14 protein-coding genes are annotated in these 14,544 nt (G+C 71.9%); 7 read left to right on the forward strand and 7 right to left on the reverse strand.

The window, feature by feature from the left end:
* The first annotated feature begins 47 nt into the window (after positions 1 to 47).
* On the forward strand, positions 48 to 1,643 hold the full coding sequence (locus tag ACFY32_RS11525) for a Na+/H+ antiporter (protein WP_359196031.1): 1,596 nt from the start codon (positions 48 to 50) through the stop codon (positions 1,641 to 1,643).
* Here the strand turns inward: ACFY32_RS11525 and ACFY32_RS11530 are convergent.
* Positions 1,640 to 2,542 carry a 1-aminocyclopropane-1-carboxylate deaminase/D-cysteine desulfhydrase gene (locus ACFY32_RS11530; RefSeq protein WP_390673994.1) on the reverse strand — a complete coding sequence of 301 codons (903 nt, stop codon included), beginning with the start codon at positions 2,540 to 2,542 and terminating at the stop codon, positions 1,640 to 1,642. The two genes, ACFY32_RS11525 and ACFY32_RS11530, sit on opposite strands and share 4 nt — an antisense overlap.
* 22 nt (positions 2,543 to 2,564) lie before the next feature.
* Positions 2,565 to 3,155, reverse strand: a complete 591-nt coding sequence (locus ACFY32_RS11535) for an N-acetylmuramoyl-L-alanine amidase (protein ID WP_390673995.1) — start codon at positions 3,153 to 3,155, stop codon at positions 2,565 to 2,567.
* A gap of 295 nt (positions 3,156 to 3,450) precedes the next feature.
* On the opposite strand from ACFY32_RS11535, the gene ACFY32_RS11540 reads away from it, so the two are divergent.
* The 3 genes from ACFY32_RS11540 (at position 3,451) to ACFY32_RS11550 (ending at position 7,193) form a co-directional block, all read left to right on the forward strand.
* Positions 3,451 to 4,860, forward strand: coding sequence for a family 2B encapsulin nanocompartment shell protein (locus tag ACFY32_RS11540; protein ID WP_359196040.1), 1,410 nt, complete (start codon positions 3,451 to 3,453; stop codon positions 4,858 to 4,860).
* Between the two features lie 80 nt (positions 4,861 to 4,940).
* Positions 4,941 to 6,050 (forward strand): family 2 encapsulin nanocompartment cargo protein polyprenyl transferase, encoded by a 1,110-nt coding sequence (locus tag ACFY32_RS11545; RefSeq protein WP_390674056.1) that lies wholly within the window; start codon positions 4,941 to 4,943, stop codon positions 6,048 to 6,050.
* A gap of 537 nt (positions 6,051 to 6,587) precedes the next feature.
* Positions 6,588 to 7,193, forward strand: coding sequence for a GNAT family N-acetyltransferase (locus ACFY32_RS11550; protein ID WP_390673996.1), 606 nt, complete (start codon positions 6,588 to 6,590; stop codon positions 7,191 to 7,193).
* A 108-nt stretch (positions 7,194 to 7,301) separates the two neighbouring features.
* Here the strand turns inward: ACFY32_RS11550 and sodN are convergent, their stop codons facing one another.
* The gene (gene sodN, locus ACFY32_RS11555) at positions 7,302 to 7,697 is read right to left on the reverse strand and encodes a superoxide dismutase, Ni (RefSeq protein WP_143627044.1); all 396 of its coding nucleotides are present in this window, start codon (positions 7,695 to 7,697) and stop codon (positions 7,302 to 7,304) included.
* Positions 7,698 to 7,842: 145 nt separating this feature from the next.
* On the opposite strand from sodN, the gene sodX reads away from it, so the two are divergent.
* On the forward strand, positions 7,843 to 8,277 hold the full coding sequence (sodX, locus tag ACFY32_RS11560) for a nickel-type superoxide dismutase maturation protease (protein WP_359196053.1): 435 nt from the start codon (positions 7,843 to 7,845) through the stop codon (positions 8,275 to 8,277).
* Here the strand turns inward: sodX and ACFY32_RS11565 are convergent.
* The gene (locus ACFY32_RS11565; protein WP_390673997.1) at positions 8,160 to 8,810 is read right to left on the reverse strand and encodes a CGNR zinc finger domain-containing protein; all 651 of its coding nucleotides are present in this window, start codon (positions 8,808 to 8,810) and stop codon (positions 8,160 to 8,162) included. The genes sodX and ACFY32_RS11565 overlap by 118 nt on opposite strands.
* Before the next feature lie 99 nt (positions 8,811 to 8,909).
* On the opposite strand from ACFY32_RS11565, the gene ACFY32_RS11570 reads away from it, so the two are divergent.
* A complete protein-coding gene (locus ACFY32_RS11570; RefSeq protein ID WP_359196059.1) occupies positions 8,910 to 9,680 on the forward strand; it encodes a class I SAM-dependent methyltransferase in 771 nt (256 codons plus the stop codon).
* A gap of 225 nt (positions 9,681 to 9,905) precedes the next feature.
* On the opposite strand, the gene ACFY32_RS11575 is transcribed toward ACFY32_RS11570, so the two are convergent.
* The 3 genes from ACFY32_RS11575 to ACFY32_RS11585 are packed head-to-tail and all read right to left on the reverse strand — an operon-like array spanning position 9,906 to position 12,615.
* Positions 9,906 to 10,670: an amino acid ABC transporter ATP-binding protein gene (locus tag ACFY32_RS11575; RefSeq protein WP_359196062.1), complete on the reverse strand. Its 765-nt coding sequence runs from the start codon at positions 10,668 to 10,670 to the stop codon at positions 9,906 to 9,908.
* Positions 10,667 to 11,605, reverse strand: coding sequence for an amino acid ABC transporter permease (locus ACFY32_RS11580; RefSeq protein WP_359196065.1), 939 nt, complete (start codon positions 11,603 to 11,605; stop codon positions 10,667 to 10,669). Before ACFY32_RS11580 ends, ACFY32_RS11575 begins: the two co-directional genes overlap by 4 nt.
* A 47-nt stretch (positions 11,606 to 11,652) precedes the next feature.
* The gene (locus ACFY32_RS11585) at positions 11,653 to 12,615 is read right to left on the reverse strand and encodes an ABC transporter substrate-binding protein (RefSeq protein ID WP_359196068.1); all 963 of its coding nucleotides are present in this window, start codon (positions 12,613 to 12,615) and stop codon (positions 11,653 to 11,655) included.
* A 602-nt stretch (positions 12,616 to 13,217) separates the two neighbouring features.
* On the opposite strand from ACFY32_RS11585, the gene ACFY32_RS11590 reads away from it, so the two are divergent.
* Positions 13,218 to 14,429, forward strand: coding sequence for an NADP-dependent malic enzyme (locus tag ACFY32_RS11590; protein ID WP_359196071.1), 1,212 nt, complete (start codon positions 13,218 to 13,220; stop codon positions 14,427 to 14,429).
* Positions 14,430 to 14,544 lie beyond the last annotated feature (115 nt).

Consider the following 14,544-nt stretch of genomic DNA (forward strand, 5'->3'; position numbering starts at 1 on the left):
TTACGACGGGTGCGCGGGTGACCGCGCGGAAGAAGAGGGCGGGGAGCATGGACGTGATGCCGCTGCTGTTGCTGGTGGCGGGCAGTGCGGTGGTCGCCGCGGCGGGACGGCGCCTCCCGGTGCCGGCACCGCTGCTGCTGGTCGCGGCCGGACTGGCGGTCAGCTATGTGCCGGGCGTGCCCGACTACACCCTCGACCCGCACGTCGTGCTGCCGCTGCTGCTGCCCCCGCTGCTCTACACGGCGGCCACCGACAGCTCCTACCTGGACCTGCGCGCCCAGATGCGGCCCGTCGCCCTGCTCTCCGTCGGGTACGTGCTCTTCGCGACGTTCGCGGTCGGCTGGGCCGCCTATCTGATCGTGCCGGGGCTGCCGCTGACCGCGGCACTGGTGCTCGGCGCGGTGGTGGCGCCCCCGGACGCCGTCGCCGCCACGGCGGTCGCGCGCCGGGTGGGGCTGCCCTCGCGGATCACCACGATCCTCCAGGGCGAGTCCCTGGTGAACGACGCCACCGCGATCACCGCCTACAAGGTGGCGCTCGCGGCGGCGGTCGGCGAGGGCGCCACCTGGGCCGGCGGGATCGGCGAGTTCCTGATCGCCGCGGTCGGCGGCGTCGGCGTCGGCCTGGTGCTGATGGCACCGCTGCACTGGCTGCGCACACACGTGAAGGAGGCGCTGCTGCAGAACACGCTCTCCCTGCTGATCCCGTTCGTCGCCTACGCGGTCGCCGAGCAGTTGCACGCCTCCGGCGTCCTCGCGGTCGTCGTCGTCGCGCTCTACCTCGGCCACCGCGCGTGGGAGGTCGACTTCGCCACCCGGCTCCAGGAGGAGGCGGTGTGGAAGATGGTCGCCTTCGTCCTGGAGTCGGCCGTGTTCGCGCTGATCGGCCTCCAGTTGCCGGTGGTCCTCAGGGGCCTCGGGGCGTACGAGGGGATCGACGCCGCCTGGTACGCGATCGTCCTCTTCCTGGTGGTGGTCGCCGCCCGGTTCCTGTGGGTGTACCCGGCGACCTTCCTGCCTCGGTTCCTGTCGGCACGCATCCGCGTGCGTGAGGAGAACCCCACCTGGCGGGCGCCGTTCGTCATCGGCTGGGCCGGGATGCGCGGCGTGGTCTCGCTGGCCATCGCCTTCTCGATCCCCCTCACCGTGCACGGCGGCGAGCCCTTCCCCGAGCGCAACCTCATCCTGTTCCTGACGTTCACCACGGTCATCGGCACCCTGGTCGTCCAGGGGGTGACCCTGCCCCCGCTGATCCGGCTGCTGAAGTTCCCCGGCCGGGACACCCAGGCCGAGACGCTCGCCGAGGCCAACGCCCAGGCGCAGGCGTCCCGGGCCGCCGAGCGGCGCCTGGACGATCTCCTGGCCGACGACCGCAACGTCCTGCCGGGCCCGCTCGCCGAGCGCCTGCGCACGGTCCTGGAGCGCCGCCGCAACGCCGTGTGGGAACGGCTCGGCCAGGTGAACCCCGTCACCGGCGAGACCGTCGACGACACCTACCGCAGGCTGTCCCGGGAGATGATCAGCGCCGAGCGCGAGGTGTTCGTCAAGCTGCGCGACGGCCGCCACATCGACGACGAGATGCTCCGCGTCCTGCTGCGCCGCCTGGACCTGGAGGAGGCGGCGGCGTACCGGGAGGCCGCCTAGGGCCCCTCGGGGAAGGGGCGGCCGGTGACCACGGCCGCCAGCGTCGTCCCGCGCGGGAAGGCGCCCTCCTCGGTGAGGGCGAGCAGGGCGTAGAGCGCCTTGGCGACGTAGAGGCGCTCCACCGGCACGCCGTGGCGGCGTTCGAAGTCCGCGGCGAAGGCGTCCAGGACGGGGGAGACGCGGGCGTAGCCGCCGAAGTGGAAGCGGTCGTCCAGCCGCCACTCGCCCCGGGGCCCGCCGAAGGCCGCCTCCTGGAGGCGGCGTATGTCGCCGTCCAGGAAGCCGCCCCTGAGCACGGGCACCCCCAGCGCCCGCCGGCCGGGGGCGAGCCCCGCGGCCAGCCCCGCGAGGGTGCCCCCGGTGCCGCAGGCCACGGCGACGACGTCGGCCCGGTCGCCCAGCTCGGCGCCCAGGTCCCGGCAGGCGCGCACCGCCGCGGCGTTGCTGCCGCCCTCGGGGACGACGTACGCGTCCTCGGCGTCGCATGTGCGAAGAAGTGCGGCGAGCGTGGCCGGTTCGGTCTTGCGCCGGTACGTCGCCCGGTCGACGAAATGCAGCCGCATCCCGTCGGCCGCGCACCGGGCCAGAGACGGGTTCAGCGGCCGGCCGGCCAGCTCGTGGCCGCGGACCACCCCCACGGTGCGCAGGCCCAGGAGGCGGCCCGCGGCGGCGGTGGCCCGCAGGTGGTTGGAGTAGGCGCCGCCGAAAGTGACGACCGGACGGCCGGCCGCCGCCAGGAGGTTCGGCGCGAGTTTGCGCCACTTGTTTCCGATCAGCTCCGGGTGCACCAGGTCGTCGCGTTTGAGAAGCAGACGGACGCCGTGCCGCTCGAAGCGGTCGTCCCGCGCCTCCCGCAGCGGTGAGGGCAGGCGGGGGCCGAGCACGTCCAGGGCGGTCATCACGCCATTGTCGGACACCGGCTCACTTCAGGCGGTCCCGGACCCGCTCGCGCATCGACGCCATCGTGAACCCGCGCGGGTCCACCTTTCCCGGCTGCCACTCCAGGTGCCCGATGACGGACCGCTCGTTCCAGTCGTGGTAGCGGCAGATCGCGGCGGCGATCCGCTCGACGGCCTCCAACTGGGCGTCCGGCCACGGGTCCTCGCCGTCGCCGAGGTTCTCGCACTCGAAGCCGTAGAAGTGCCGGTTGCCGTCGGTGTTCGCCTCGTTGTCCTTGGGCAGCGCCTTCTCCGCGATCACGGCGCGCAGCACCTCGTCGTCGCCGAGGCCCGCGTGGTTGGCCCGGCCGTGGCCGACCAGGTGGACCTTGCCGTCCTTGGTGATGACGCCGTGGCACAGCGGACCCGGCAGCTCCGCGTAGCCCTCGCGGCAGATCTCCACCGTCCGGGCGCTGCCCTTGGTCACCGTGTGATGGATCATGACTCCGTGGACCGGGCCCCAGGGCCCCTTGTGGTTGCGGTTGTGGGTCCGCCAGTCGCCCACCTCGACGACCGTCACCCCCTCGGCCTTCAACGCCTTCACCAGACTGCTCGCGGACATGGGTGTTGCCATGGACCGCTCCTTCGTCCCGCACGGCGACCGCCCGGCGCGATCCGCTCGTACCGCTGCCTATACCGGAACGCGGTGATCGCTACCAACCGTTCGGTTCATGTGCGATCCGATCCGGACAATGTCCGGGTTCCGGACGGCCGGGAGGCGGCAGAACGGGCTCGCATGCCCCCTCGGACGCCGGTCCATTCCCGCTCTTTCGGGGAATAGCACCGGCACGTTGTGTGAGGAAAGCTGACCCGTGCACATCGATGCCGGGCGCGGACGCGCCGGCATGAACCGGGAAGGCAAACCCTCTATGTCGGTAGGCGAAGAGGTCCGCAGCAACGAACAGACCAGGCCGCAGCAGTCCCTCGGCACGGCGGCCGCGCGGAACCTGGCCACCACGACCAAGTCCGTGCCGCAGGTGCAGGAGATCAGCTCCCGCTGGCTGCTGCGCACGCTGCCCTGGGTCGACATCCAGGGCGGTACGTACCGGGTGAACCGGCGTCTGACCTTCGCGGTGGGCGACGGCCGGGTCACGTTCGTCAAGACCGGCGACCGGGTGGAGGTCATCCCCGCGGAGCTGACCGAGCTGCCGGCCCTGCGGTCCTACGAGGACCAGGAAGTGCTCTCGGAGCTGGCCCAGCGCTGCGAGCAGCGGGAGTTCGAGCCCGGCGATGTGATCGCCTCGTTCGGCAGCCGCACCGAAGAGGTCTACCTGCTGGCGCACGGCAGGGTCGAGAAGGTCGGCACCGGCCCCTACGGGGACGACGCGGTGCTCGGCGTCCTCGCCGACGGCGCCTACTTCGGCGACCACACACTGCTCGACGCGGACGCCATCTGGGAGTACACCGCCCGCGCGGTGACCGCCTGCACGGTCCTGGTGCTGCCCCGCCGGCAGGTCGAGCAGATCTCCGAGCGCAGCGACTCCCTGCGCGGCCACATCCAGCGGCGGCGCTCCATTCCCCAGCAGCGCACCAACAAGCACGGCGAGAAGGCGATCGACCTCGCGGCCGGCCACACCGGTGAGCCGGACATCCCGCACACCTTCGTCGACTACAAGGCCAGGCCCCGTGAGTACGAGCTGAGCGTCGCCCAGACCGTCCTGCGCATCCACTCGCGCGTGGCCGACCTCTACAACCAGCCGATGAACCAGACCGAGCAGCAGATCCGGCTGACGGTCGAGGCGCTCAAGGAGCGCCAGGAGCACGAGCTGATCAACAACCGCGAGTTCGGCCTGCTGAACAACTGCGAGTACGACCAGCGCATCCAGCCGCACGACGGGGTACCCGGCCCGGACGACCTGGACGAGCTGCTCAGCCGCCGGCGCGGCACCAAGCTGTTCCTCGCCCACCCGCGCGCCATCGCCGCCATCGGACGCGAGCTGAACAAGCGGGGGCTGGTCCCCGAGACCATCGACATCGCCGGCAACCGGATTCCCACCTGGCGGGGCGTGCCGATCTACCCGTGCAACAAGATCCCGGTCACCGAGGCCCGGACCACCTCGATCATCGCCATGCGTACCGGCGAGGCCGACCAGGGGGTCATCGGGCTGCGCGCCACCGGCATCCCGGACGAGATCGAGCCGAGCCTGTCGGTGCGCTTCATGGGTATCAACGAGCAGGCCATCATCAAGTACCTCGTGACGGGCTACTACTCGGCCGCGGTCCTGGTGCCGGACGCGCTCGGTGTCCTGGAGAACGTCGAGATCGGCCGCTGGCGGTGACTCCTCCTCCCGCACACCGTGTCCCCGCCCCGCCGGGCGGGGACGTCCCGGGGGGTACGAGAGGGCGCCCCGCCGGCACGCTGGAAAGGCAGGAGGCCGTCGGGACGCAGCGGGAGAACGGGCCGCGGACCTCCGAGGGGTGGGGGCCGGGCGGCGAGTCCGAGGGGCACGAGGTGACGGCGCTGCTGCACCGCGTGCGGGCGACGGTCGACCCGGAACTGCGGGCTGCCATCGACGAGTTGCCCGCCGCGATCGGCCGGGTCGCGCTCTACCACTTCGGCTGGAGCCACGCGGACGGCAGCCCGGCGTCGGGCAACGCGGGCAAGGCGATCCGGCCCGCGCTCGTCCTCGCCGCGGCCGCCGCGGTCGGCGGGCCCCGGGGCCGGGCGGCGGCCGTGCGGGCGGCGGTCGCGGTGGAACTGGTGCACAACTTCACGCTGTTGCACGACGACGTGATGGACCGGGACACCACCCGCCGCCACCGGCCCACCGCCTGGACCGTGTTCGGCGACGCCGACGCGATCCTCGCGGGCGACGCCCTCCAGGCGCTGGCCCTGCGCCTGCTCGCCACCGACCCGCACTCGGCGTCCGCCACCGCGGCGGCCCGGCTCGCGGACTGCGTGGTGGAGCTGTGCGCCGGACAGCAGACGGACACGGTGATGGAGCGGCGGCGGCCGGACGAGGTCACCCTGGAGGAGACGCTCGCCATGGCCGAGGCCAAGACCGGCGCGCTGCTGGGCTGCGCCTGCGCGCTGGGCGGGCTGTACGCGGGCGCCGGCGAGGCGGACGTGGCGGCGCTGGACGCGTTCGGCCGGGAGGCGGGGCTGGCGTTCCAGCTCATCGACGACGTCATCGGCCTGTGGGGCGACCCGCACCGCACCGGCAAGCCGGCCGGGGCGGACCTGGCGGCCCGCAAGAAGTCGCTGCCGGTGGTCGCCGCGCTCACCTCCGGCACCCCGGCGGCGGCCGAGCTGGCCGAGCGGTACGCGGTGCCGTACGAGGAGGGCGCGGAGGACCTGGAGAGCACCGCGCTGGCCGTGGAGCGGGCGGGCGGCCGGGACTGGGCGCAGGCCCAGGCGGCCGACCGGATGGCCCGCGCGATGCAGGAGCTGTCCCGGGCCGTGCCCGAGCCGGAGGCGGCGGGCGGCCTGCTCGCCCTGGCCGAGTTCGTCACCCGCCGCAGCGCGTGAGGCCGGGCGCGGGCCCCGCGATCCGGAGCCCGAGCCACCAAGGGGCCCTGGCCCCGGCGCCCAGCGCCCGAGACCGGCACCGGCCCAGGAGCCCGGTGCCCGTGACGGCGCGGGCTCCGGGGCTCGGCGCCTGGGGCAGGCCGGTTCGGGAGCCCGGTGCCCGTGGCGGCGTCGGTCTCGGCGCCTGGATCGCCGAGGCGGCACCGGTCCGGGAGCCCCGCGCCTGAGCCACCACCGGCCCCAGCGCCCGGCACCCAGCGCCCAGGACAGGCGCCGGCCCAGGAGCCTGCTGCCTGTAGCGGCATCGGCGCAGGCACTGGCGCTGCACACCTCCCGCCCCACCGACCCCGGAGCCCGTTGCAGGGCCGTGCGGAGCCGACGCCGTGCGGTCGCGCCGTCCGGGCTCCGGTCCCGGCGGGCCCCGCACCCCTCACGGTGTGCGGGGCCCGCCTCAGACGTACCCCCAGCCCTCGCCCGTCCCACCGGTTACGCTCAACGCGCGTACGAGTGACGGCCGTTGAGGCGAAGGGGTGGGGCATGGGCGTGGCGATCCGGACGGCGGGGGAGGACGACCGGGAGACGGTCGTCCGAGTGCTGGACGCAGCCTTCCAGGACGATCCGGTCAGCACCTGGGTGTTCCCCGGCGCGGAGTACCGCCGCCGGACGCACCACCGGCTGATGGCCGCCTTCACCGACGCCGTCCTCGCCGAGGGCCGCGTCGACCTCACCGAGGACGACTCGGCCTGCGCCCTCTGGCTGCCGATGCCCGCCGAGGCACACGACGACGGCGACGACGGCCCGGCGCGGGTCCGCGAGGCCGTCGACCCGGACAACGAGCGCGTGGAGCTGATCGCCCGGCTCACGGCCGGCGTGCACCCCTCGGGCCGGGCCCACGAGTACCTCTGGATGATCGGCGTCGCCCCCGAGCGGCAGGGCGAGGGCCTGGGCACCGCGCTCATCGGCTCGGTCCTCGACCGCTGCGACCGCGAGGGCACGCCCGCCTATCTGGAGGCCAGCAGCGCCCGCAGCTTCGGCCTGTACGAACGCCTCGGGTTCACCCTCACCGGCCGGCCCCTGGACCTGCCGTACGAGGGCCCCCGCATGTGGCCGATGTGGCGCGAGCCGAGACCGGCGGCCCGGTAGCCCCGCCGCGAGGCGCCCGGACAGCGCTGAGGGCCCGGCCGATGCGGCCGGGCCCCTTCAGAACGCCCGTGGGCCCGCGATGGTGCACCGATCGCCGGCCGTCCGGGATCAAGCCTTCTTGGTCTCCCAGAAGATCTTGTCGATCTGGGCGATGTAGTCCAGCGCCTTCTGGCCGGTGGCCGGGTCGGTGGACGCCTTGGCGGCCGAGAGGGCCTTCAGGGTGTCGTTGACCAACTGGTGCAGCTCCGGGTACTTCTCGAAGTGCGGGGGCTTGAAGTAGTCGCTCCACAGGACCGACACGTGGTGCTTGGCCAGCTCCGCGCGCTGCTCCTTGATGACGGTGGCGCGGGTCTGGAAGTGCGGGTCGTCGTTGCCGGCCATCTTTTCCTGGACGGCCTTGACCGACTCCGCCTCGATGCGGGCCTGGGCAGGGTCGTACACGCCGCAGGGAAGGTCGCAGTGGGCGCTGACCTTGACCTTGGGGGCAAACAGGCGGGAAAGCATGAAGCATTCCTTCCTCGTGATCGTCTTCTCAGGGGGGACATTACTCCCTGGGAGGCGCGATTTCGCGAGTGCCCCCATGGGCTTAGGACAAAAGTCCGGGGTCACACTGGGACTGGTGGAGGAATGACCGGGGAGGTGCCGGGTGATGCCGGAGCTGTCGCAGGAGACCGGCCGCGCGAGAGGGCCGCTGCCCTTCGGGCCGGCCGAGGTGACCGGACCGTCGATGGTGCCGACGCTGTACCACGGGGACCTGCTGCTGGTGCACTGGGGAGCGCGGGTGCGGCCCGGTGACGTGGTGGTGCTGCGGCACCCGTTCCAGCAGGACCTGCTCGTCGTCAAGCGGGCCGCGCAGCGGCGCGAGGGCGGCTGGTGGGTGCTCGGGGACAACGCGTACGCCGGTGGCGACAGCACGGACTACGGGGTGGTCCCCGCCGACCTGGTCCTCGGCAAGGTGCGGCTGCGCTACCGGCCGCTCGGGCCGGGCGGGCGGTCGCCGTTCGGGCTGGTCCGCTGGGCGCTGTCGGCGGTCAGGCCGGTGCTGTCCGACCGGTCGGCCGCCAGGCGCTTGCGGGCGCGGTAGGCGGCCACGTTGGCGCGGGTGGCGCAGCGGTCGGAGCAGTAGCGGCGGGAGCGGTTGGTGGAGGTGTCCAGGTAGGCGTTGCGGCACGGGGACGCCTCGCACAGGCCCAGGCGGTCCACGCCGTACTCGGTGAGGTGGAAGGCCAGGCCCATCGCGGCGATCGCGGCGTACCCGGCGGTCGCGTTCGACGGGTGGTCGGCCAGGTGCATGTGCCACAGCGGGCGGCCGTCGTCGTCCCGGAAGTCGTGGCCGGAGATCTGGGGGCTGACCGGGAACTCCAGCAGCAGGGAGTTCAGGAGGTCCACCGCCAGGGTCTCGTCATCGCCGTCGGCCGCGTCGAAGACCGCGCGCAGCCGGGCCCGGACCCCGCGGAACCGGGTCACGTCCGCCTCGGTGGCCCGTCGGGCCGCCGACTGGTTGTCGCCGAACAGGTCGCGGACGGCCTCCACGGACGTCAGCGAGTCCTTGCCCCGGACCGGCTCCTCGGTGTTGACGAGGCGTACGGCGTAATCCGAGTAATAGGCCAGTTCCACTTGTAGTCCTTACGAAGGGGCTCTATGGTCGTGCCTGCGGTCGGGTAATGAGCGATCGTGCTTCCAGGGTATTACGTGACAGATCCGAGGAGGGGCTCGATGACGGACGCGGACATCACCACCACCGGTGCCGACTGGGGGGCCTGGCAGGAGAGCTGGGACCGGCAGCAGGAGTGGTACATGCCCGACCGGGAGGAGCGCTTCCGCATCATGCTCGACATGGTGGAGGCCCTGGTGGGCCGGGCGCCGCGAGTCCTGGACCTCGCGTGCGGCACCGGCAGCATCACCGCCCGGGTGCTCGCCCGCTTCCCCGAGGCCACCAGCACCGGTGTCGACCTCGACCCGGCGCTGCTGGCCATCGCCGAGGGCACCTTCGCCGGTGACGACCGGGTCACCCTGGTGACGGCCGACCTCAAGGACCCCGCCTGGACGGCCGGGCTGCCGTACGACTCCTACGACGCGGTACTGACCGCCACGGCCCTGCACTGGCTGCACGCCGAACCCCTCGCGGCCCTCTACGGTCAGGTCGCGGAACTCGTCCGCGACGGCGGTGTGTTCATGAACGCGGACCACATGATCGACGACACGACGCCCCGGATCAACGCGGCCGAGCGGGCGCAGCGGCACGCGCGCATGGAGGACGCCCGGCGCGAGGGCGCCCTCGACTGGACCGAGTGGTGGCAGCTCGCCGCCGAGGACCCCGTCCTCGCCGGGCCGACGGCCCGCCGCTTCGCGATCTACGGCGAGCACGCCGAGGGTGACACCCCGCCCGTGGACTGGCACGCGCGTGTGCTGCGCGAGCGGGGCTTCGGCGAGGTACGGCCCGTGTGGTGCTCGCCGTCGGACACGCTGCTGCTCGCGCTGAAGTAGGCGCGCACGCGCACGCGCACGCGTCCGCTCGCGCCGGAGCGGACGCGCCCTCGCGCTGAAACGCACGTGTCCGCTCGCTCCGAAACGCACGCGCCCGCTCGCGCCGGAGCGGGCGCGTCCGCCAGCGCCGGAGCGAGACCACGCGCGCCCGTTCGCGCCGGAGCCGGAGCGCGCGTACGGGAAGGGGCGGTACGGCCGAGCCGTACCGCCCCTTTCCGTCGGGGTTCAGAGGACCTTGGACAGGAACGCCTTCGTCCGCTCGTGCTGCGGGTCGGTCAGCACCTCGCGCGGGTTGCCCGACTCGACCACCACGCCGCCGTCCATGAAGACCAGGCTGTCGCCGACCTCGCGGGCGAAGCCCATCTCGTGGGTGACGACGACCATCGTCATGCCGGACTCGGCGAGGTCGCGCATGACGTCCAGGACGTCGCCGACCAGCTCCGGGTCGAGCGCCGAGGTCGGCTCGTCGAACAGCATCAGCTTCGGGTCCATCGCCAGCGCGCGGGCGATGGCGACCCGCTGCTGCTGGCCGCCGGAGAGCTGCGAGGGGTAGTTGTACGCCTTGTCGGCCAGGCCGACCCGGTCCAGCAGCCGCGTCGCGCGCTCCCGGGCCTCGGGCCTGCTCATGCCCTTGACCTGGACCGGTGCCTCCATGACGTTCTCCACGGCCGTCATGTGCGGGAACAGGTTGAAGCGCTGGAAGACCATGCCGATGTCCCGGCGCTTGAGGGCGACCTCGCTGTCCTTCAGCTCGTAGAGCTTGTCGCCCTTCTGCCGGTAGCCGACCAGTTCGCCGTCGACGTACAGCCGTCCGGCGTTGATCTTCTCGAGGTGGTTGATACACCTGAGGAAGGTGGACTTGCCGGAGCCGGAGGGGCCGATGAGGCAGAAGACCTCGCCGGAGTCGACCTGGAGGTCGATGCCCTTGAGGACCTCCACCGCGCCGAAGGACTTGTGCACGCCCTCGGCCCTGACCATGGGGTGCGTCATGCCGTGACTCCCTTCGGGCGGCGGGCCGGGAGGACCGCGGCCTTGAAACGCTGGAGCGGGGTCGGCGGCAGGGAGCGGGACGAGCCGCGGGCGTAGTACCGCTCGACGTAGTACTGGCCGACGCTGAGGATCGAGGTCATGATCAGGTACCAGGCGGCGGCGAGGAAGTACATCTCCACCGTGGAGCCCGCGTTCTGGCCGATGTCCTGGGCCTCCTTGAAGAGGTCGTAGAACTGCACCGCCGAGACGAGCGAGGTCGTCTTCAGCATGTTGATGACCTCGTTGCCGGTGGGCGGCACGATCACCCGCATCGCCTGCGGGATGACGATCCGGCGCAGGGTCTTGGTGTGGCTCATGCCCAGCGCGTGCGCGGCCTCGGTCTGGCCCTCGTCGACCGAGAGCAGGCCGGCGCGGCAGATCTCCGCCATGTACGCGGCCTCGTTCAGGCCCAGGCCGAGCAGCGCCGTCAGCAGCGGCGTCATGAAGGACGACCAGTAGTCCTTGTAGACCGGGCCCAGGTTGATGTACTCGAAGACCAGGCCGAGGTTGAACCAGACGAACAACTGGACCAGGACCGGGGTGCCGCGGAAGAACCAGATGTAGAACCACGCGATCGACGAGGTCACCGGGTTCTTCGACAGCCGCATCACCGCGAGCACGATGCCGCCGACGATGCCGATCAGCATGGAGAGCACGGTGAGCAGCAGGGTGTTCCCGACGCCGTGCATGATCCGGTCGTCGAAGAAGTAGTCGGGGACCGCGCCCCAGTTGATCTTTCCTTGCGCGAAGGCGTAGACGACCGCGCCCAGCAGGGCGAGCGCGACGACCGCGGACACGTACCGGCCGGGGTGCCGGACCGGGATGGCCTTGATGGCCTCCGGGCCGGCCGGCGGCGGCGTGCCGGGACCGTCCGTCTTGCTGACGTCAACAGTCACGGGTGGAGCCTTTCAGAACCGAGTCGGAGCGGTTCGGACGTGCCGGTTCAGGAACCGCCGTTGATCTTGGCCTCGGTGACGGCGCCGTCGGCGACGCCCCACTTCTCCACGATCTTCCGGTACTCGCCGTTGTCGATGATCGCCTGGACGGCCGCCTTGAGGGCGTCGCGCAGCTCGGTGCTGCCCTTGGCCACGGCGATGCCGTACGGACCCGCCTCGACCTGGTCGCCGACGATCTCGAAGTACTTGCCGCCGCCCGCGTTCTTCACGGAGTACGCGGCGATCGGGAAGTCGGCGGAGACCACGTCGGCGCCCTTGGAGCGCATCCGGGTCTCGGCCTCGGGGTTGGTGCCGAAGTCCTCGATCTTCAGCGCGCCCTCGCCGTCCTTCTTGCACTTCGCCGCCTGGTCCTTGGCGAGGTCGTGGGAGAAGGTGTTGCGCTGCACCGCCATGGTCTTGCCGCACAGGTCGTCCCAGGTCTTGATGCCCTGGTCGTCGCCCTTGTTGGTGTAGAGCGAGACGCCCGCGGTGAAGTAGTCGACGAAGTCGACGCCCGCGCCGACCTTCTTGCCGGTGTCGCCGTCGACGCCCTCCTGGCGGTCCTTGGTGTCGGTCATGGCCGACATGGCGATGTCGTACCGCTTGGAGGCGAGACCGCCGATGAGCGTGTCGAAGGTGCCGTTCTCGAACTCGAACGTCACCCCGAGCTGCTTGCCCATCGCCGCCGCGATGTCCGGGTCGATGCCGACGGTCTTGCCGGAGTCGTCCTTGAACTCCACCGGCGCGTAGGCGATGTCCGAGCCGACCTTGATGACGCCCTTGTCGCGGATCTCCTGGGGCAGCTTGTCGGCCAGCGGGGCCGCGCTCGCGGACCGGCTCTCGCCGGAGCCCTTGTCCTTGGTCTGGTCGCCGCATCCGGTGAGCAGCAGCGCGCCTGCGACCGCGATCGCACCGACCGCGGCGGTGCGGGAGGTCGCGGCGGTCGGGCGACGGGTGGAGCTTGCGGTCATGGTGGGTTCCTCCGGCGGATGGTGGAGTAGCCGATGAGACGGGGTGCACAGGTGTGCGCACACACCTTCGGGTGTCGCTACCTCGTGTGATTACGGCATCTTGCCATTCGGACGGCGCTGTTCAGGGAGACCGCCATGTCAAAATCGGATAACGGGTGACCTCCCGAACCGCACCAGGTCGGTACATCACGTCCGAACCTTTGCGGGAATCGCTGCGTCCGGCCGGAAGATCTCCCGTCGGTCTCGCGATGCGGACGGGTGGAGGGGTGCCGGACTGCCGGTCGAAACCGGCTTTTTCCGGTTGTCAAGAGGCGGGAAGGCTTTGGCCGGAACTCGCACTATGAGTCATGTCACCGGCATATCGCCGCCCACGGCTTCCGACGTCCGGGATGTGAGCTTGCGCCTATTGGGCTCGTCGCGGGCGGTGCCCGTCCGGTAAGAAGGAGCGTTACACCCCTCATCCGGGGCTCAGGGCGCGTGTGCGGCGCGCCCGTCGCGTACAGGCCCGTACGCATCACACTTCTGGGCCTTGCGCGGTCCCGCCCATTCCTCACCAGGAGTGGACCAACCCTCAAACCATGCAGACCTAAGGGGTATAGGAAGTGGCAGCGGAGATCGTCAATCCTCGCAGCGACAGTGACAGCGCCGGCGATTCCCTCGATTCGCTGGAACCCGCGTTCGCGCTGCACCGCGGCGGCAAGATGGCCGTGCAGGCCACCGTGCCGGTCCGTGACAAGGACGACCTGTCCCTGGCGTACACGCCCGGCGTCGCGAAAGTGTGCAGCGCGATCGCCGAGCAGCCGGACCTGGTGCACGACTACACGTGGAAGTCGTCGGTCGTCGCGGTCGTGACGGACGGTACGGCCGTCCTGGGGCTCGGAGACATCGGGCCCGAAGCCTCCCTCCCGGTGATGGAGGGCAAGGCCATCCTCTTCAAGCAGTTCGGCGGGGTGGACGCGGTGCCGATCGCGCTCGCCTGCACGGACGTCGACGAGATCGTCGAGACGGTGGTGCGGCTCGCGCCCTCGTTCGGCGGGGTCAACCTGGAGGACATCTCGGCGCCGCGGTGCTTCGAGATCGAGCGCCGCCTCCAGGAACGGCTGGACATCCCGGTCTTCCACGACGACCAGCACGGTACGGCGGTCGTGACGCTGGCGGCGCTGCGCAACGCGGCGCGGCTGAGCGGGCGGTCGCTGGGCGAGCTGCGGGCCGTGATCTCGGGCGCGGGCGCGGCGGGCGTCGCCATCGCCAGGATGCTCGTCGAGGCCGGGATCGGGGACGTCGCGGTGACCGACCGCAAGGGCGTCGTGTCGGCGGACCGCGAGGATCTGACGTCGGTCAAGCGGGAGCTGGCCGAGTTCACCAACAAGGCCGGGCGGTCCGGCTCGCTGGAGGCGGCGCTGGAGGGCGCCGACGTCTTCATCGGGGTCTCCGGCGGTACGGTGCCGGAGGCGGCGGTGGCGTCGATGGCGCCGGGCGCGTTCGTGTTCGCCATGGCCAACCCGAACCCCGAGGTGCACCCCGAGGTCGCCCACAAGTACGCGGCCGTCGTGGCCACGGGGCGGTCGGACTTCCCCAACCAGATCAACAACGTGCTGGCGTTCCCCGGGATCTTCGCCGGGGCGCTGCAGGTGCGGGCCTCCCGGATCACCGAGGGGATGAAGCTCGCCGCGGCCGAGGCGCTGGCCTCCGTCGTCGGTGACGACCTCGCGGCGGACTACGTCATCCCGTCGCCGTTCGACGAGCGGGTCGCCCCGGCGGTCACGGCCGCGGTGGCGGCGGCAGCGCGGGCGGAGGGCGTCGCCCGTCGGTGACGGCTGTGGCGCCTGTTGTCCGAGGCGCCTGTTGTCCGAGCGGCCCTGCTCCCTGTGCGGGGGTGGGGCCGCTCGGCGTCCGGGGGCGTCCGGGGCGTGGCGTGGGCGCGGGGTG

The sequence above is a fragment of the Streptomyces sp. NPDC000134 genome (assembly GCF_042899225.1).
Taxonomy (GTDB): Bacteria; Actinomycetota; Actinomycetes; order Streptomycetales; family Streptomycetaceae; genus Streptomyces.